Below are 19,347 nucleotides of genomic sequence, written 5' to 3' on the forward strand. Positions count from 1 at the left end.
CTTACTTATTTAGGGTGCGCAGATAGGTGATAATGTCTTCAATCTCTTGCTCATCTAGATTGGCCAGTCCAGCAGAACCGTAGAAGGGCAACATGCGGGTATTGGAGCGGCCGTATTTGATGGTTTCACGGATAAAGCCGTCACTCGCCTTGTTAAGGAAACCCGGTTTACCAATGGCGGTGCCCGATGACCCCGCTAAATAACCGTCACCCTTGGGGCCGTGACAGGTAGAGCAGATATCGTGATACCAAAGCTCCCCTTTGCGGGCATCGCCCTGCGCTGAACGCTGCTTATCGACTTCGGCTGAGCGGTGTGGAAGGGTTTCATGGCTTCTGAGGTAGGCTACAATCGCGACAATTTTCTCTTTGCCAAGATGGGCATAAGGACCCATAGCGGTACCAATACGGCCGTCTCGGATGGTGGATGCCAAGTATTTATCCGATGCAATTGCCAACAACTCAGGGTTGGAGAGCGAGGGGGCAAAGCCTGTTTTTCCAATTGCGTCAGCTTGATGGCAAAAAACACAGTTTTGCTTGTATAGCATCTCGCCTTGATCGATAAGTTTTTGACTGTTTGCGCTCACATTCACATTGCATAAAATGCTGAGAAATAGGATTGCAGACAGAGAAGATAGCTTTCTAACTCTTGTCATATAACACTCCGAAATAATCATACTATTCATACTTTTTGATTTTCATTAGCAATTCATGGTAAATAAACGATAATAATCAATCGCCTACTGGAAAGTCGTGTTTAACTTCGACTTTTACCGTCCTGTTAATAAAATGTTGCTCACTCTTTATTTAACCTAATACACCTATCGAATTAGTGTCTATTGCTTTTATGGCAGATCAGCAGGAACTTAAAGCTGGGTTGATGTGGATCAAGAATTTCTTGCTATTGTGATGGTGGTCAAATAACAATCTATTTAATTAGTGGTAGATGACTTTAAGGCTCACTTGGTAGCAGGCTAATTTGAGGAGAATATGAATATATGAGTCGTGAGATCATGAATGATGACGATACCCATGACTTAGCTGGAATATGACTAAATTACTTTTATACTGGCCTGAAGATGATGATTTACTGGTTTTTCGGGTTATTTTTTATCGAACCATCAAACTTTCAATAATTACTTTCATGAATTAATTTTCATTGTGGTTGAATTTATATTCACGTGCTAGGGTGCTTTGCATGCTTAGAGAGTTTTTAATGGAGTTGTAGATGCTAGCAGTAAATGAGTATTTTGAAGGCAAGGTAAAGTCTATCGGTTTTCAGGGAGAGGATAAACCGGCATCTGTCGGTGTGATGGAGCCTGGCGATTATGAATTTGGTACAGCTGCACCAGAAGTCATGGTCGTAGTTTCAGGCGCATTGACCGTTTTATTGCCGGATAGCGATAGCTGGCAGACTTTTAAAGCCGGAACTCAATTTGATGTGGCTGGTGACGCTAAATTCCAGGTGAAAGTTGAGACTCAAACAGCTTATCTCTGCTTGTATGGCTGATTTTAAGGGCTGATGCTTACAAGAGTTATTTAACTTGTATATACAGGCTAGCCTAAAGCAGCTAGCCTGTTTTTATCACTTATCACTTATCACTTATCACACTTGCTTGTTTCTCTTTATTTAGCGCCGATCTATTGCGTATAAGTCCTATGACCTGTGGCATAAGAGAGCATAAAATCATGCTGCCCATCAAGGCATATTGGTGGGGCGTAAACATCTCTCCCAAGAGCAACATTCCTGTGATTATCCCCGCAACCGGATTGGCAATACCACCGAAAGTAAAATCGACTACAGTCATTCTCTGCAGTAACCAGACATACATTATGTAGCCTAGGGCAGTATTGAGCAGTGCTATCCAGAGTAGGCCTAAGCCATGAGTTAGGTTGAAACTATGTAATACCTCAACATAGACATCGGGGGAGATAAGGGCGTGGATCCCAGCTGCCACCGCCAATATGCTTCCTCCTAAGATCAGTTGCCATGTCAACACGCTCCACCACTGGATACGGCTTCCCAGTGCTTTTGTGATACTACTTCCCACTACGATACAGATGATCGCGCCGAGCATGGCGAGCATGCCGATAGGATTAAGGCTTATTGAGCCTGGATCGAATAAGAGCCAGGCTAACACGATTAACAAGAAACCGAAGAAGGCTTGTATAGCCTTGGGTCGGCGCTTGCTCACAATCCAGTGATAGAGCATGGCAAATACAGGTACAGATATCATGCCGACACCGGAAATTGCCGAGGGTAAGGTGAGTGCCATCACGAATATCAGGCTGAAGAAGGCGGCGATATTGATGCTTCCTAACTTGAACAAGATGCCCCAATCACTTCGCCTAGGTAAGTTAGGCTTAATCGCTAGCAAGATGAGTCCGGTCGGAAGTGCCCTGAGTGCTCCCAGTAATAGTGGGGGCCAATCCGGTAGGCTAAACTGGGTCACGGCATAGGTGGTCCCCCAGAAAAATGCTGGGATCATCGCGAGTAATATATTCATAAAACAGTCTCAAAATCATCTTTAAGCTTAGGTTTAAGCTCATTCAAAAACAAACTATCTTCATGTGAAGATAGTTTGTAGTCTGCGCTTCATTTTACAATTTGTAAAGTACCTTCACATGAAGTATCTTTTCATTAAGGTAAAATATGTTTTACTGGTTAATCTAATGTTTAGTTCAATAAACCAAGTAACGTCAGTATAAACAATAACAATAATAGGATAAAACGCGTGGATGGATTAGATCGTGTCGTCGCCCAGTGGGGAGCTGAGAAGCCCCATTTAGATACCTTGCCCATGGAGCTGATCGGTAGATTAATGCGCTTGAGTAAGCATATAGAATCACAAGTCACCGAATGTCATAAGGCCTATGATCTTAAGCCCGGTGAATTTGATGTTATCGCGACCTTAAGGCGTTCGGGAGGCGAGTACTGTTTGACCCCGTCCGAACTGATAGATTCCATGATGCTCACCTCAGGTGCCATGACTAATCGTTTAAGCAGGTTGGAGTCCAAGGGCTTGATTGAACGTGTGAATAGCAAGGAGGATAGGCGCAGTGTCTCGGTGGCGCTGACTCAACAAGGAGTGGTATTGATAGATGAGGCGATTGAGGATCATGGTCGATTGCAGCAAGCAATAGTAGAATCTTTGTCGGAGTCCGCTAGGCTAGAGCTCAATGGGTTATTAAAAACCTGGCTAGCCCAGTATGAGTCTTAAACCCTAAAAACTTGGTAATAGCATAAGCAGTGAAATGGCGATTAACACCAGCCCGAGAAGCTTGCCAAAAATATCTCCTTTAGGCGCTAGTTTCTCAATGAGCACCACTAAGGTTAATATCGAGATCCAGAATAGGTCCATGACCCCGAGTACAAATAAGAGTGCCATCAATACCCAGCAGCAACCAAGACAGTATTGCCCATGGCTAAAGCCCATCTTAATGGCATTCAAATTACCCTCACGCCAGTGAGTCGTGATTAGGCTTAAGGGAGAGCGACAGTGTTTGAGACAGCTCTGCTTTATCGGCAGCCACTGGTAAGCCCCAGCCAGAAAAAGTAGCAGGCTGGTGAACCAGACTTGGCCACTGTGCATCATAGGCGTGAGTATTGAGAGGGTATGTAGCCAGTACTGAACACCTGTGATCGCTAGACTATAGAAGGTCCAGGTCAGCAGATAACCGCCAATGAAATAAAATGTTGAGCTATAGCTAGCTTGCCGTGATCGTCTGTTTTCATTTATCTGCTCAACCAATAAGATCACCGGCAGTGCCGAGGGCAGCATCATCCCCGCCATCATGATACTCCACATGATGAATAGCATAAGGATATCCAGGCCGCTCCAGTATGCGATGGGCTGCATATTCATCGACATGAGTGCTGCCATGTAGTACCAAGACATGCCGATGAGAATAAAGATGCCAAGTAGCAAGCCGCCTTTAGCGTAAGTGACTCGTTTTATTTTCATCTTTTCTTACTCGTTTTTAAGCTGACTTAATTGGCGCTCGGCCAGAAAAATCAGTCTAGCTCTGGCTCTTGAGTACTTGTATATACAATGGCTTTAATCTTATACCAATTGGTATTAGCTATTGCTCCAGTTGACTTCAGCCTTAGCGGCGAAGCGTCCCACATGTTCAAATGAGAGAGCATCATGTTTAAGGCTCATGGACTCTGTGGTGCCTATTATCCCTTCATTCCAAAAGAAGCCACCGTCGGGAAAGCTGATCCTCACTTGCTTGTCATTTCCCGTCATGGGATCGACGAGTGGTATATGCCGCACGTTCATTACATTTTCGATGGAAAAGCCGGCTCTATTGTCATCAGTATCCATGGTGATGGCATGTATTTGGGGGCCGACAAAGGTGGAAAATGTGCCGGCTAATGCTTCGAATGGCATGCCGCCGGCGGAGCCTGAGAAGATAGTGACGATAGCGTCTACCTGTTCGGTTGAAGCGGCGGCGTCGATAAAGATAATCCCTGTACCATCGCCTTCATGGATAGCCTTAGGCCAAGAGGCGGCCAGTACGACTTTCATTCCTGTAAGATCAATCTGGTTGAACCGTCCGGATTTAACATAAAAGCCGATCAAGGCCTGGCATCCCCCCGTGTCGCTGTCGGGAAAGCCGGCAAATTGACATCCGCAGCCGTGGCTACAATTACAACATTCTATCTGATGCATAGACAGAGCCCAGTTTTGTTCATCTGACATAGCGATCTCCTAAAGGTAAAGCCAGATATTGAGTATAGTTCAGACATTTTTAGACGAGCGAATCTAACGGTTAGTCACGAATTTGCAACATTTCCTTCATGGGGGAGTCAACTTCTCCCCCTACCCTGTGGGTAAACATAATGACAATGGTGATCACGCTATGTCGACAAGCTCGATAATCGGCAATCAATGTCAACCTCAATCTAAGAGCAGGCCAGGTTCGCTGTTAAAACACAGTTTCAATGCCCTCTGGCTATCAGATATCCACCTTGGTAGTAAGGATTGTAAGGCCGAATATTTGTTGCAATTACTCAGGCAGACTCAAACTGAGTCCCTTTATCTGGTCGGCGATATCATAGATATCTGGGCGATGAAGCGGCGGATGTATTGGCCCGAGTCCCACAATCAGGTGTTACAGCAGTTGTTCATCATGGCCAGAAATGGCACTAAGATCATCTATGTGCCGGGCAATCATGATGAAGAGTTCAAAGCTTATGCCGGTTTTCATCTGTGGGACGTGTCCATTGCTAAAGAGCATATCCATATCACACTCGGTGGCCAAAAAATTTTGATGCTACATGGAGATCAGTTCGATTCTCAGGTCTGTGTAGGTAAGGCGTTAACCAAGCTTGGAGATCGACTCTACGATCTCTTGCTGTTACTCAACAGGCAGCTGCACAGGGTTCGTACTCATCTGGGTTACCCCTATTGGTCATTGGCTAGTTATATCAAGCTCAGAGTCAATAAGGCGCAGCAGGCGATCGGTCTGTTTCGTGCGGCGGTTGTCTGCTATGCCCAAGATAAGCGGGTCGATGGGGTGATATGCGGCCATATTCATCAGCCTGAACTGTCTCAACAGGGCAAAATCTTCTACGCCAACGATGGCGATTGGGTGGAAAACTGCACCTTTATCGCCGAGTCGGAGCTGGGTGAGTTACAGCTACATAAGTGGGATGAGCAGGCAAAGTGCTCATTGGTTATCGCATCAATCTCATTAAAACGTAAGCCTAAATCATTAAAGCAACAGGTTGCTTAAAGAGGTGCAAGGATGATCTTTACCGTCGATAATATGGTTGAAAAAAACTTACCTAAGCTGAATCAAACGCCTTGGCTGGCGGCTCCGACTAAGGCCATGCTGAGATACCTACTCAATGAGAAAGAGTGCAATGACATTGCTGCCGAGTATGCCTATCTCAAAGGCGTCGATTTTGTTGAGCAGATCTTAACGAATTTTAATTACTCGGTGCCCAGCAGTGAAATTGAGAATATACCCTGTGAAGGGCGGGTGGTGATTTATGCCAATCATCCCATCGGCTCTCTCGATGCTCTGGCCTTGATCAAGCTCATCAGCAAGGTGAGACCCGATATCAAGGTCGTCGCCAATGAGCTCTTGATGGCGCTGGAACCTCTGCATTCAATCCTACTGCCGGTACGAAATATGACTGGGGGAACCCCAAAAGAACATCTGGAAAATATCCATCAACATCTGCGTGGAGAGGGAGTCGTGTTAATTTTTCCCTCGGGAGAAGTGTCCCGCCTCAGGCCCTATGGAGTAACGGACTTGCACTGGCATAGCGGCTTTCTGAAAATTGCTAAGGCCTGTAACTCGCCTCTGTTGCCAATCTATGTGGATGCTAAAAATTCGGCAGCATTTTACGGTGCTTCTATGATCTACAAACCATTGGCCAGCTTGTTATTGGTCAAAGAGATGTTTAAGCAGGCCAAACGCACCATGCCTGTCCGAATAGGGCAATTGATCCCCAAAGAGGTCGTGAGCAGCAAAGATTTCCCGCTGAAGACTAAGGTCAAACTACTGAAGAGTCACCTTTACCGTATCGGCAAGAACCTTAGCCCCTTATTCACCACGCAAAACGCTATCGCTCATCCTGAGTCTAGAAGTGAATTACAGCAAGCACTCAAGGCCTGCGAGTTACTGGGGGAGACCAGTGACAATAAACAGATATTTCTCTATCGGCACTCGGGGTCTAATCCCATCATGCGTGAAGTGGCGCGACTCAGGGAAGTGGCATTTAGGGCGGTTGGTGAAGGCTGTGGTCAGCGGCGTGATACCGATAAATATGACGCTTATTATCAACATATCATCCTCTGGGACAGGGAGGCGTTAGAGCTGGTGGGATCTTATCGGTTTGCCAGTGCTACACAGGTCCACGAGCGAATAGGTAAAAAGAGTCTGTATAGCCAATCTTTGTTTCAATACACCGATGAATTTAATCCTTTTTTTGAGCAAGGGTTGGAGATGGGACGTAGCTTCGTACAGCCAAAGTATTGGGGCAAACGCAGTCTGGATTATCTCTGGATGGGGATTGGGGCCTATTTAAGCAAACATCCCGAGATCCGTTATCTGTTTGGTCCGGTTTCCATCAGTGACCAGTTACCTGAGCAGGCAAAAGAGATGCTGGTGTATTTCTATCAGACTCAATTTCAGGGCTGTGTCGACTTGGTTCGCTCGAATTCACCTTATACCTTTACCAAGGAACGGGAATCTCAATTAGCGCAATGGTTCGATGGGCTGGATTATAGCCAAGGCTTCAAGGTGTTAAAGCAAACCTTGGCCAGCATGGATACCGCGGTTCCGACGCTCTATAAGCAATATGGCGATCTGTGCGATCCCGGCGGGGTGCAATTTCTGGATTTTGGTATCGATGCAGAATTTGGTGATTGTATCGACGGCCTGGTTCTGGTGGATCTGCAACAACTTAAGCTTAAGAAGCGTAGCCGCTATCTGGATTGTCACCGGCCAGAACTGAATATGAATTCGGAAGATGTGATTATCGTTAGGTAATTATACCAATCGGCATCAGTTATCGAGTGTCCTTTTATCGGCAGTCTTCAGCTTATGATCGGCCCAGTCAAAGTTAGCTAATGGGGGGAGAGTTTGTTAGTTTATCCTCTATAGCGGTGAAAAATAAACAAAAACTAACTTTCAGGGATTGAGCATGGACGAACATATAGTCATTTTAGTTATTGCATTGGTTGTGCTGTTCTATGGCTATATCTCTAAGGCATTATCGCGGAAAAATATCTCTGGCCCCATGATGTTTACCGGGTTCGGGCTATTGCTCTCGCCCTTCGGTTTTAATATTACTCAGGTGGAGGTCAATGCCGAGTTTGTGACGATTATCGTCGAAATTGCTCTGGTGCTTGTGCTCTTTGCCGATGCGGCCCTGCTGGATCTTAACTTGTTACGAAAGTCCTGGAAGATCCCCGCCAGGCTGCTGTTTATCGGTCTGCCAATCACTATTCTTGCCGGTACTTATGTCGCGACTCTGATTTTTCCCGATGAACCCCTGATCTATCTTATTCTGTTAGCCTTATTGCTCACGCCGACGGATGCGGCATTGGGTAAGGCGGTGGTGTCTGATCCTAAAGTGCCGAAGAAGATACGCTCCAGCATCAATGTGGAGAGTGGCTTAAACGATGGTATCGTCTTCCCTTTAGTATTAACTGTGGTGGCCATGATCAGCAGTGGCCTGACTCAGGCCGAAGATAGCTCTTGGGTCGCCTATGTGTTCGAGCAGATCATCTTTGGTGCCTTGGTTGGCGGCGCCGTAGGTTATCTGGGCACAATACTCACGGTCAAGGCGGTTAAACGCAATTGGATGGAGTCAAATTATCAGAATCTGATCCCTATAGCATTAGCCATATTGTCGTTTTATCTGGCGGAGTCTCTGTCGGGTAATGGCTTCATCGCCGCCTTCTTTGCCGGGCTTTATGCCGGTAATACCTGTGAGACAACAAGGCAGCATATCGAAGATTTTGCCGAGACCGAAGGCGAGTTATTTGTCCTAGTGAGTTTCTTTCTGTTTGGACTCGCGTTTGTGCCTATCACCTTGGCTCATATCAGTTTAGACGTTGTCCTCTATGCCTTCTTAAGTCTGACTGTGCTGCGCATGCTGCCGGTTATCATCAGCTTAATCGGTGCTAAGTTGGATCTGTCGACCATGTTCTTTATCGCCTGGTTCGGGCCCAGAGGCATCGCATCTATCCTTTATGTATTGATCGTGGCCCATGAGATGGGATCGATAGAGGGCTTTGAGACAGTCTATGCCGTAGTCACCGTGACCGTATTGATGAGTATCTTTGCCCATGGATTGACGGCGCAACCCTTCGCAACTTGGTATGCCAAGTCTCATCGGGAAGATAATTAGCTTTCTATCAGACAATCTAGATCTAACAAGTTTAAGGGAGCGATTCACTGCTCCCTTTTTATGCTTATATGACTAATAAAAAACAGTTTTAAAAATAATGAGTAATGTGTGAAACAATTTGAAATATTAAAAACTAATTAATTAGTTGATACTAATCTGATGCTTTGTTAGCCTTAAAACTAATTCGTTAGTTCTAACGTTTAGCCTAGTTCAGGTTACTCACAAATCATCGGATGGAACCATGGCGAGAAAGAAGCAAGCTGTATTGACCGATTCAGAGCAGGAGATCATGGAGATCCTCTGGCGCGTTAAAGAAGCATCGGTACGTAATATCACCGATGAATTGTTAAAATCGAAAGTCGTCGCCCACACCACAGTGCAGACCATGTTTAAGATTTTACATGAGAAGGGCCATGTAGATTATCGTAAAGAGGGCAGGGCTTTCATCTATTTTCCGTTGAAGAATAAAGCCTCGGCCAGAAGCGATGCATTGAAGAATGTTTTAAAACAGTTTTTCGGTGGTTCGCCAGATGTACTGGCTCAGCATCTGCTCGAAGAGAATGATATCGATCTCGATACCCTGCAAACCCTGCAAGATAAGATAGACAAGAGTAAGCAGGACAAGGGGGCGTGATGGCTAACTCGACCTATGCCTCCGTGATTGCCGAGCTATTTCATTATCTGAGTGAAATCGTCGTCGCTCATCTATGGCAAAGTCTGTTGATACTGACCGTATTAGCGATGTTTACCCGTTTAGTTAACAGGCTAGGTGCTGAGATTAAATCCAGTCTTTGGATGCATGGACTCGTGTTATCTATACTGCTGCCTGTGCTCAGCAGTGTGTTCATCCCTCAATCAACAGCCGTGACGATTGGCTCAATAGAAGTCAGTGAAAATAAGCATGGCCAAGTTAGCCTGAACACTCGGAGTCAAAACAAGCAGGAAGTAAGAAGAAGCGGATTAATTCAAGATTCAGATGCTGCGAATACTCGTCAAAAAGCTACTCAAGTATTGGCATATTTGTTAGTGCTGTTACTGGTCATCATGGCTTTTGGCACGGTAAAGCGCTTGATAGGCTTAGTCATCGCATGGAGCAGCACACAAGGCTTGATTGGAAGAGGGATCCGTGTGCCAACGGCTAGATACCTGAAGGATTATCCACAGCTGGGCAAGACAAAGTTACTCAAGTCTTATGATATTACCGGCCCTATGGTAGTGGGCTATATGGAGCCTGTGATCTTATTTCCAGCCAAGCTTTTAGAGGAGCTTGAGGCTCAAGATATTGAGAATATTCTTTATCATGAGCTTGGTCATATAAAACGTAGCGATATCTGGTTTTCTCTGCTGCAAAGGCTGATCACCTGCCTATTTTGGTGGAACCCCTTGCTGTCGATTTTTAATAAACAGATCAATCTCAATCGAGAGCTGGCATGTGACGAATTTGCCGCGCGCCAAACTGGCGATAGTTCGTCCTATGCTCAGTCTCTGCTCAATAGCGTCAAAGTGGGATTAGAACATAATCCTCTGGTGCATGGCGTCTCAATGTTCAATAAAAAGAAGCAACTTTTCATACGCATAGAAGGAATATTAGACATGGAAAACAGTTCACATTTACGTGGTAAAAAATTAGGTTCGCTACTTGGCCTTTCTCTGGTTGTGCTCACTTCGACTGTGGTATTGCAGAGCGCCCCATTTGCTAAGGTGGGTTTAGAGGGGTCACTGGTGGAGCAGGCCAGTCATATCGCCACAGATGCCATGAATCAAGACGACGCAGAGCTGCTGGTCGCCGCGGTACAAGCGAACAGGATTAGCGTGATTGAGTCTCTAGTCAATGATGGCGCCGATATTAATACGCCGCTGTTTGGTGATGGTACAGCACTTATCGTGGCGGTGAGAAAGGGTAACTTTGCTATGGTAGAGAAGCTTATTGAATTAGGAGCCAATCCTAATCAAGCGTCCCGAGGTGACGGTAATCCGCTGATCATAGCAGCCGCCAGGAACGAGCAGGACATTGCCGAGTTATTGCTGGATCATGGCGCTAAGATCGATGCCATTGTTCAAGGTGATGAGACTGCGCTTATCAATGCCAGTCGCCGTGGTCACTTAGATATGGTGAAGTTTCTTGTTAGTCACAAGGCAGATGTAAACTTAGGCGTTAAAGTGAATGAGATGCGAGGCCCTGAATATCGTAGTCCCTATAATCAGGCATCGAGCCAGAAAATCCGTGATTACTTAGCCAGTGAAGGGGCTGAAGCGCAAGGTGCTATGTAGTGGGAAACTATCATTTTTGAAGTGCTACACTAGGTTCTAATTAGAAAGAAAGCGCTGATAGCTCAGCGCTTTTTTAGTTTTACTTATATAACCCAGTAATAGGGGGTTATAAACCCGCCACAGATTTATGTCCTGACTCTAGTTTCTCTATGCTTTTGATGAGCATATACAGGCAGGTTGTCAGCATGATGGCGCCAAGATAATAGAGTATGCCATTACTGCTCTGCGTTAGCTTAGTGGTTAAAAGAGGCCCTACAACTGAGCCTACGCTGTAGCTGAGTAACATGATCTCAGTCGCCGATACGATTTTAGTCATAGGCAGTGCATCGCAAGCAAGGGTAATCGCTATAGGGTAGAGAGCGAAGCTAGCTGCGCCTAAAACCAGATAACTGACTCCAATTAACAGCAGGGATTGAGATTCAAGTAAGCCCACAACCGCAAGTGTACCTAACAAACTGAACATGGCCATCAACAAGCTCTTGCTTACTCTTGTGGAGAGATAGCTCACCAAAGGCTGTATTAACATGCCTCCCAAGACGATAGAGGCCATTAAAACACCAGTGTATTGAGTCTGAGCTGCCTGAGCCGAAATATACGAAGGCATAAGTCCATAAATCGGGCCAAGCAGTAAGCCTGAAATTAAGCAGCCTATGATTGCCGGGCGGTTCAACTTCTTTATTTCGCTAACGCGCATCTTTTCTTGGGCTTTCTTTTCAGGCTGTCCCGATTTAATCAGTAGAGGCGGCAATACGGCCAACATCAACAAGCCAATCACATAGAGGAAAGGTGCTATCCCGTCGGTGCCTAATGGACTTATAGCCAATTGCCCCAGCGCACTACCACCATAGAGTGAGGTCATATATAGGCCTAAGCGTTTGGCTCTGGCTTTGGCGCTATCCGCCATTAATAGCCAGGATTCTACCACTACAAAGACCCCGGCCACTGCCATACCCGCGATAAATCTTGCCCCTAGCCAAACTGGCTCGATGGGCAGCAGTAACATAGTGATGATGCTGGCAATCAAGAGGCAGAGAAATACGATAAAAGCGACCCTGTGGCCAATTTTACTAATGACTTTCTCGACGCTGGTGGCGCCAATGAGTAATCCTAAATAGAAGATGCTAGCGAGCCAAGGGACTAAGGTGTGATCCAGTCCAAACGAAGTCAAAGACAGTGGGATCAGGCTCATTAAGAAGCCAGAGGCGACAGCAAAAAATGACAGACCCAGGACCGGAACTAAGGTGCTATTTTTTGAATCATGAACGGCGGTAGTATCCACCTTTATCTCCTAGTGAACAGAATTAACTTTTGGTTAAATGACTAAATCGGGAGACGGATTTTAGAACTTTTTATAGTGAAGTAAAGCGGAATTATTGTTGGCAAGATTAAATGTTTTTAATGCTAATTAAATGCATTTATATCAGTTTTTTAGTTTAATTTATTAGGGGGTAGTCGTGTTAAATTCTGAATAAGAAGATGGCTAGAAGTACTCTATTGGTTATTCCCGTCATAAAAATGTGTATAACGCAGGAAGTTATTTCGGAGGCTAACTATATTTACAGATGGTATTGGTTAAAAATGGAATGCGCTTTACGCAAGGCTTGTGATATTACTAGGGGTAACTTATAAAATCTGTTGTGATTTATACCTGAAAATGGCCTCAATATCGACTAAGCCTATGCAGACTCATATGCCAGATAAATTGAAATATAGTACGATTTCAGCCTGGGCCATCGCAGTATCCAGAGCCTTGAGTGCATCCGGTGTCGATGCTTACGCTGTATTTGACAATGCGGGCTTATGTCTCGATGAAGTCGAATCAGCCCCCGACTCCAGAATCGCCATTGAACGCATGACTCGGCTGTGGCATCTGGCCGAGCAGGCAACTGAGTCAGAGGCATTCGGCCTGACCGTGGGCCAGTATGCTTATCCCATGCATTTTCGCTCCCTTGGCTTGTTGATGATGACCTCGGTGACACTTGCACAAGCATTTGAAGCACTGCCAAATTATTCAGCCCTGGTGAGTAACTCTGCCAGCATCAAGTTGCAGAGAACCCCTGATCGCCTGGGTTTCACTATTACCCCATTGCCCGGAGTCGATATCAGTCCTATGTCGATAGATGCATTTTTTACTACCTTAGTGCATCACGGTGAACTGATTTTAGGTCATGGAAAGTTTGTATTGAGTGTTGAGTTGATGCGAGCCGAACCTAAAAATTTGAGTCCCTGGCAAAATTGTTTTTCCTGTCCTATCTCTTTCGATAAGCAAGAGAACTGTTTGTGGATGGACAGAAGCATGTTGGAGCAATCCACTGTCATGGGTAATCCAAAACTCGCGGCTCAAAATGAGACTAAAGTGAGGGATTACTTAGATAAGATGCAGGCCCTTAAGTGGCAGGAGAAAGCCAGCCAGGCGATTCATGCCATGTTGGTGTCGGGAGAGCCTAGGGCGCAGAAGGTCGCGCAAGTTTATAATATTAGCGAGCGAACCTTGAGGCGTAAGTTGAAGGAGGAGGGGACCAGTTTTCGAGACTTGCTGCAACAAAAGCGCAGGGAGCTGGCCTATCATTATTTGCTGAATACTGAACTTTCGATCACCTTGCTCTCAGATAAACTCGGTTATACCAGCTTAACCAATTTTTCCCGTGCTTTTCATCGCTGGCATGGCACAGGTCCAGCCGATTTTCGTCACCGAAGCAAGCCCTAGCCAAGCTCACCATTTTTAAATTCAACCCGAGCCAATATAAACACACGTTTATATTGGCCGAAAATGATAACCATCATGTTGTATTAGTGTAATAGGTTAGCTCTAGTTGTTAATGCCAGAGTGAGTACCCATGTTGAATAATCATAATAAAATGGATAACGGTCAGCGGCCTTTTCTCAAGCAGCTTGCCAAACATATTTCCAAGCAGAGCCTAAAGCAAGGTTTTCGCCCTTTTGGAATTAGATTAAATCGAACCAAGCTTAGCCGTACATTGCTCTTATCCAGTGCCTTGTTGCTGCTAGCCTGTCAGCCTAAGGTTGGTGAGCGAGCAGGTATGGCTGCTACACCCGTTGCCCCTGATGTGGTGGATGCCTATGGTTTTACGCCCGCGACTCGCCATACTCTAGAGGCAAACTCTGTATTGCTGACTCAGCTGCCTTTTCAGGACAAGCAAGACTTCACCGATGCGAATCGAGGATTTATCGCTAAACTGCCGGATTTAAAGGTGGTCGACGCACAGGGGAAAAATATCTGGGACAGGCCCGCTTACGATTTTATTCAGGGGGATGCTCCGGCCAGCGTTAATCCGAGTCTATGGCGACAGGCGAGTCTGAATAACATTCATGGTTTATTTGAAGTGACTCCTGGGGTATATCAAGTCCGTGGCTTCGACTTGGCTAACATGACAGTGATCGCCGGAAAAACTGGCTGGATTATCGTTGACCCCCTGACCACGGTGGAAACGGCGAAGGCTGCACTGGCTTTCGTAAATAAGCAGCTAGGCAAGAAGCCTGTCTCAGGCATTATTTTCACCCATAGCCATATGGATCATTTTGGTGGGGCTTTGGGCTTGCTGGATGATTCGGAACTTACTGTTATAGGGGATATAGACATAGTTGCACCAGGCGGTTTTATGCATGAGGCCACCAGCGAAAATGTCATGGCCGGGACAGCCATGAGCCGCCGTGCCATGTATATGTATGGCAAGCGATTACCCAGATCTCCCCGGGGTCATATAGATTCTGGGTTAGGTAAAGAGCCCGCATTCGGTACGTTCAGTATTCTGGCTCCAACCATCACAGTAGCAGCCGATGAGACTAAGATAATCGATGGCGTGAAGTTTGAGTTTCAGATCGTATCGGGCACAGAGGCCCCCTCTGAATTTACCTTCTACTTGCCTGAGCATCAGGCCTATTGCGGTGCGGAGCTTGTCTCTAAGACCATGCATAACCTCTATACCTTACGGGGCGCTAAGGTCAGGGACGCACTCGAGTGGAGCCGTTCAATTGATGAGGCGCTCACAAACCAGAAAGAGGCCAAGGTCTACTTTGGCAGTCATCATTGGCCTATATGGGGCGAGGATGCCATAGCCGATTTCTTAGGTAAGCAGAGAGACACCTATAAATACATCCACGATCAATCTGTGCGCATGCTCAACCAGGGTCTGACTCCGGCTGAAATAGCCGAAGAGATTGAGATGCCACCTTCTCTGGCGAATACCTTCGCCAGTCGGGGGTATTACGGTACCGCTAAGCATAATGCTAAGGCGGTCTATCAGGCATACCTTGGCTGGTATGATGCTAATCCGGCTAACTTAGATCCTTTGCCTGACTCTCAATCGGCGCATAAATATGTTGAATTGATGGGAGGCGCCGATGCCGTGTTAATTCATGGCAAGACAGCCTTCGCAGCCGGAGAATATCGTTGGGCCGCCGAGCTGCTCAATCGTCTGGTCTTTGCTGATGGGGCTAATACATCGGCTAAAGAATTACTGGCCAAGAGCTACGATCAACTTGGTTATCAGGCCGAGTCTGCCGCCTGGCGTGATGTGTACCTATCAGCTGCATTTGAATTACGCCACGGCGCTCCGGATAAGGGCATAGACCTGGTCTCTATGAAGCAGATATTGCTGCGCTCGCCGATAGAGAACTTCCTGCAATCTATGGCATCGCGCGTGATCGGCCCCGAGGCATTCGGTAAACATTATTTGCTCAACATAAACTTCATCGATCTCGGTGAAAACTATGTATTGGAGCTGAACAATTCGGTGCTACATCATAAACGAGGGGATAAGAATCCCGATGCCGATGCGACGTTAAATATCAGTCACGAGCTCTTCATCGATTTGATCATAGGTAATGCCGGGGCATCGGATCTCATGTTCTCCGATGATCTCAATATTGAGGGTAGCAAGTTGGATCTGGTGAGTTTCTTTAGGCTACTAGATAAGCCTAAGGGCGTGTTCGATATCGTTACACCTTAGATTAGGCCAAGCAGTTCCTAGGTTCAACTAGGAACTGCTTCTATCTGACTGCTAACCGCTTATCATTTACCACTCTTTTCATAGTTTGAGCCTCGCAGAGTAAATACGATTGACATATTTAGCATAAAAACGCTTAATGATATTAATTGTCATTCTCATCAAGTGGTTTGTATGTGCCAATGTTTTTCACAGTTCGATAGTCAAGATCCTGCGATCAATGTGCTTCGTCATAAGATACGCCACGGCGAAGAGGTCGATAATCCTAGCCTGGTGTTGATCTGGTTTTCCATGGAGTTAGCCCTTATGGGAGCCTGTAAACATGCTGCCTGGTCCCTCCATGTGGCAGAGTATCGATTATTGCTCGATACTTTAGCTGATGACATGCTCGAAGGACATTGGCGGTTGTGGTGTTTAGACAATATCTATAAGCCCTTAAGTGCTTTGTCGAGACTCGTGGATAGTGACTCTCAAAAGCAGGAACTCGAGAAGCTGTTCTATGAACTGAGAGTGACGAGCCAGTTTTTCAAATCTGGTTTAGCGCACTGAATTTGATTACTTAGTTCGCTAAGAAAGGACATTGGTTAGTTTATGGGTGTCTGGATAACATCTATAAGCCGCTTAGTGCACTTTCTAGGTTGATGTTCAGAAGCAGGAACTTGAGAAGCTTTTCTATGAGCTGAGAGCCTCTAGCCAGTTTTTCAAAGCAGGTTTGGCGCACTGATTGAATTAATTAGTAAGTAATAATGGAAAGGAAGATCATGACTACACGTATTGAAAGAGACAGCATGGGAGAGCTAGAGGTGCCAGCTTCGGCGCTATATGGAGCCCAAACACAACGAGCGGTGAATAACTTTCCCATCAGTGGCAAGAGAATGCCTGAGGCATTTATTCGTGCTTTACTTCTGGCTAAATCGGCTGCTGCTCAGGCTAATGCAAAGCTAGCCTTGCTGCCACAAGATATGGCTGATGGTATCTCAGATGCAGTGTCTCAACTACTCGATGATAAGGCCATGATGCAGCATTTCCCGGTGGATGTATTTCAAACCGGATCGGGTACTAGCTCGAACATGAATGCTAATGAGGTATTAGCCACTCTGGCGTCTAGAATTGCTAATAAAACTGTAGGTGCTAATGATCATGTTAATTACGGTCAGAGTAGTAACGATATCATCCCTTCCTGTATTCATATCAGCGCCGCCATGGAGCTGGAGAATCGTTTATTACCGGCACTGGAACATCTGTTGAAGGTGATTAAGCACAAAGCCGCTGAAGTCGATCATCATATCAAGACGGGTCGAACTCATCTTATGGATGCCATGCCTGTGCGTATGAGTCAGAGTCTGCTGAGTTGGGCGAGCCAAATAGAACAAAATATCGACCTGATCGATGGGATTAAGCCGAGATTACAGAGCCTGGCTCAGGGAGGGACAGCTGTGGGCACCGGGATTAATGCCCATGCAGATTTTGCCGCAGAGTTTAACCATCAGCTCAGTGAGGCCACCGGCCTCACGTTTACTCCGGCGAGTAATTTTTTCAGCCATATTGGCACACAAGACATTGCAGTTTCATTGTCGGGACAGCTGAAAACTGTGGCCGTATCTATGATGAAGATAGCTAACGACCTACGTTGGATGAATTCGGGACCCTTAGCCGGGTTGGGGGAGATCGAGCTGCAAGCACTACAACCCGGATCATCTATCATGCCGGGCAAAGTCAATCCCGTGATCCCTGAGGCGGCCACTATGGTCGCGGCTCAGGTCATAGGTAACGATAGCGCGATTACAGTGGGTGGTCAGGCGGGTAATTTTGAATTAAATGTTATGTTGCCCATGATTGCCGATAACTTACTTTCGAGCATAAGCTTGCTGGCCAATGTCAGTTATCTATTGGCGGATAAGGCCATAGCGACATTCAAGGTTAACGAGGCGCAATTGCAGAAAGCCTTAGCTCGAAATCCCATTCTAGTGACCGCGCTAAATCCAATTATTGGCTATGCTAAGGCCGCTGAAATTGCTAAGAAGTCTTACAAAGAAGGTCGAGCCGTACTGGATGTCGCCGAGGAGGAAACCGACATTTCTCGTGAGGAGCTTGAGAAGCTTTTAGACCCAGCCAAACTCACCTTAGGTGGGCTTTAATCCCTTTAATTCAAAGAATAATGGGAGTAGATATCTAAGGGAGAGCTGGCTCTCCCTTCAGTGGGTTAATGCCAACCGGTATTGCTTAGGCATTTTTGGGGTTTGGCTTATCATCCAGCTGAAACTTGCTGCACATGTAGACGGTCAGTGAGATAAGGGCTGTGATGATTAGGTAGCGGTTAAACAGGAGCACAGAGAAAGGATCTTCACCTAAATTCTTTAATTCACTCACTAGCACTATCATGGAGAGGGCAAAGATAATCCAATATTGATGCTTGAGTTTGAGTGCCGATAATGGCACTGCACTGCAAGCCAGGTAAGCCAATAACCAGCCCAATATCGCGCCAAAGGCGATGTCTTCTGGCCAGTGTGCTCCCACCGCAATACGAGAAATCCCCACCGCAACTGCCAGTATCAATACGCTTAGTTTACACCATAGTTTGTCGGCTAATAGCCAGATGATTCCGGCTAATGCGAAGGCTGTCGTTGTGTGTCCCGATGGGAATGCATGCTCATAGCGAGCCTTGCCTATTATATTGATGACTTCGAGTACGGCAGCAGGCCTGGGGGCATCGAAATATTGTTTAAAAAAGTGCACGCATAATGCACAGAGCAGTGTGGTGACTAGGACTCGATATAGCCACTGGGGCTTATAAGTGAGACAAATTAAGATTAAGGCTCCGGCGGTAATGCCGTCGCCTAGGTCGGTCACACTGAGTAGTAACCAGCTAGGTAGGCTAGCGCCAAGTTCATTGAACCAGTTGAAGGTCTCTAAATTAGTTTGCGTATTCAAGGTGAGAATATGGAAGACAAATAACAGCAGTAAAACTGATAGGAAGCTGCTGTTAATCCCTGAGTCTAGTGGCTGCTTTACAGCCACTATTCGACTGAGTTCGAGGGTCGGTAACATAAACTGATACTCTTATTTTTAGTATTTTTAGTTTAAAGCGACAGGTTCGACCGGACTCTTGCGAGAAATGTAGGCCTGAAGCAAATTGTTAACATAGACATGGAATTATCTGTCATATGTTGAAATCCGTTTCAGTCATTGAACGTTTTGTTTTAAAAATGATCTTTTAAAACGACCTCATATTCAAACA

Annotated in this window: 17 protein-coding genes; 11 read left to right on the forward strand and 6 right to left on the reverse strand. The window is 46.0% G+C overall.

What is annotated here, in order from left to right; all coding sequences use genetic code 11:
• Window position 1: 1 nt before the first annotated feature.
• Window positions 2–652, reverse strand: a complete 651-nt coding sequence (locus tag FS373_RS21565) for a c-type cytochrome (protein WP_144044711.1) — start codon at window positions 650–652, stop codon at window positions 2–4.
• Between the two features lie 572 nt (window positions 653–1,224).
• On the opposite strand from FS373_RS21565, the gene FS373_RS21570 reads away from it, so the two are divergent.
• Window positions 1,225–1,506 carry a pyrimidine/purine nucleoside phosphorylase gene (locus tag FS373_RS21570; RefSeq protein ID WP_152830568.1) on the forward strand — a complete coding sequence of 94 codons (282 nt, stop codon included), beginning with the start codon at window positions 1,225–1,227 and terminating at the stop codon, window positions 1,504–1,506.
• Between the two features lie 82 nt (window positions 1,507–1,588).
• Here FS373_RS21570 and FS373_RS21575 read toward each other — a convergent pair whose 3' ends face one another.
• Window positions 1,589–2,503 (reverse strand): DMT family transporter, encoded by a 915-nt coding sequence (locus FS373_RS21575; RefSeq protein ID WP_152830569.1) that lies wholly within the window; start codon window positions 2,501–2,503, stop codon window positions 1,589–1,591.
• 228 nt (window positions 2,504–2,731) lie between these two features.
• Here FS373_RS21575 and FS373_RS21580 point away from each other — a divergent pair, with 228 nt between their 5' ends.
• The gene (locus FS373_RS21580) at window positions 2,732–3,217 is read left to right on the forward strand and encodes a MarR family winged helix-turn-helix transcriptional regulator (protein WP_144044713.1); all 486 of its coding nucleotides are present in this window, start codon (window positions 2,732–2,734) and stop codon (window positions 3,215–3,217) included.
• A 3-nt stretch (window positions 3,218–3,220) separates the two neighbouring features.
• Here FS373_RS21580 and FS373_RS21585 read toward each other — a convergent pair whose 3' ends face one another.
• Window positions 3,221–3,961, reverse strand: coding sequence for a DUF2182 domain-containing protein (locus FS373_RS21585; protein ID WP_227993123.1), 741 nt, complete (start codon window positions 3,959–3,961; stop codon window positions 3,221–3,223).
• Between the two features lie 114 nt (window positions 3,962–4,075).
• Entirely contained in the window at window positions 4,076–4,702 is a 627-nt protein-coding gene (locus FS373_RS21590) for a DUF1326 domain-containing protein (protein WP_152830570.1), read from the reverse strand.
• 82 nt (window positions 4,703–4,784) lie between these two features.
• Between FS373_RS21590 and FS373_RS21595 the strand changes: the two genes are divergently transcribed.
• From FS373_RS21595 to FS373_RS21615, 5 genes are all read left to right on the forward strand, one after another.
• A complete protein-coding gene (locus FS373_RS21595) occupies window positions 4,785–5,738 on the forward strand; it encodes a UDP-2,3-diacylglucosamine diphosphatase (RefSeq protein ID WP_227993125.1) in 954 nt (317 codons plus the stop codon).
• 12 nt (window positions 5,739–5,750) lie between these two features.
• Entirely contained in the window at window positions 5,751–7,505 is a 1,755-nt protein-coding gene (locus tag FS373_RS21600) for a GNAT family N-acyltransferase (protein WP_152830571.1), read from the forward strand.
• 154 nt (window positions 7,506–7,659) lie between these two features.
• On the forward strand, window positions 7,660–8,871 hold the full coding sequence (locus FS373_RS21605) for a cation:proton antiporter (protein ID WP_152830572.1): 1,212 nt from the start codon (window positions 7,660–7,662) through the stop codon (window positions 8,869–8,871).
• Window positions 8,872–9,112: 241 nt separating this feature from the next.
• Window positions 9,113–9,505 (forward strand): BlaI/MecI/CopY family transcriptional regulator, encoded by a 393-nt coding sequence (locus FS373_RS21610; protein WP_144044717.1) that lies wholly within the window; start codon window positions 9,113–9,115, stop codon window positions 9,503–9,505.
• On the forward strand, window positions 9,505–11,142 hold the full coding sequence (locus FS373_RS21615) for a M56 family metallopeptidase (protein WP_152830573.1): 1,638 nt from the start codon (window positions 9,505–9,507) through the stop codon (window positions 11,140–11,142). Before FS373_RS21610 ends, FS373_RS21615 begins: the two co-directional genes overlap by 1 nt.
• Before the next feature lie 106 nt (window positions 11,143–11,248).
• Here the strand turns inward: FS373_RS21615 and FS373_RS21620 are convergent, their stop codons facing one another.
• Complete coding sequence (locus FS373_RS21620) at window positions 11,249–12,421, reverse strand: MFS transporter (RefSeq protein ID WP_322619549.1); 1,173 nt, start codon at window positions 12,419–12,421, stop codon at window positions 11,249–11,251.
• A gap of 411 nt (window positions 12,422–12,832) precedes the next feature.
• On the opposite strand from FS373_RS21620, the gene FS373_RS21625 reads away from it, so the two are divergent.
• The 4 genes from FS373_RS21625 to FS373_RS21640 all read left to right on the forward strand — a co-directional run bounded on the left by FS373_RS21625 (window position 12,833) and on the right by FS373_RS21640 (window position 18,247).
• On the forward strand, window positions 12,833–13,849 hold the full coding sequence (locus tag FS373_RS21625; protein ID WP_152830574.1) for an AraC family transcriptional regulator: 1,017 nt from the start codon (window positions 12,833–12,835) through the stop codon (window positions 13,847–13,849).
• 130 nt (window positions 13,850–13,979) lie between these two features.
• The gene (locus FS373_RS21630) at window positions 13,980–16,112 is read left to right on the forward strand and encodes an alkyl/aryl-sulfatase (RefSeq protein ID WP_227993127.1); all 2,133 of its coding nucleotides are present in this window, start codon (window positions 13,980–13,982) and stop codon (window positions 16,110–16,112) included.
• A 171-nt stretch (window positions 16,113–16,283) separates the two neighbouring features.
• Window positions 16,284–16,658, forward strand: coding sequence for a hypothetical protein (locus FS373_RS21635; protein ID WP_152830575.1), 375 nt, complete (start codon window positions 16,284–16,286; stop codon window positions 16,656–16,658).
• A 209-nt stretch (window positions 16,659–16,867) separates the two neighbouring features.
• Window positions 16,868–18,247 (forward strand): class II fumarate hydratase, encoded by a 1,380-nt coding sequence (locus FS373_RS21640; RefSeq protein WP_322619554.1) that lies wholly within the window; start codon window positions 16,868–16,870, stop codon window positions 18,245–18,247.
• An 85-nt stretch (window positions 18,248–18,332) separates the two neighbouring features.
• Here the strand turns inward: FS373_RS21640 and FS373_RS21645 are convergent, their stop codons facing one another.
• Window positions 18,333–19,157, reverse strand: coding sequence for a phosphatase PAP2 family protein (locus tag FS373_RS21645; RefSeq protein ID WP_152830577.1), 825 nt, complete (start codon window positions 19,155–19,157; stop codon window positions 18,333–18,335).
• Window positions 19,158–19,347 lie beyond the last annotated feature (190 nt).

Source organism: Shewanella sp. YLB-07, assembly GCF_009377275.1.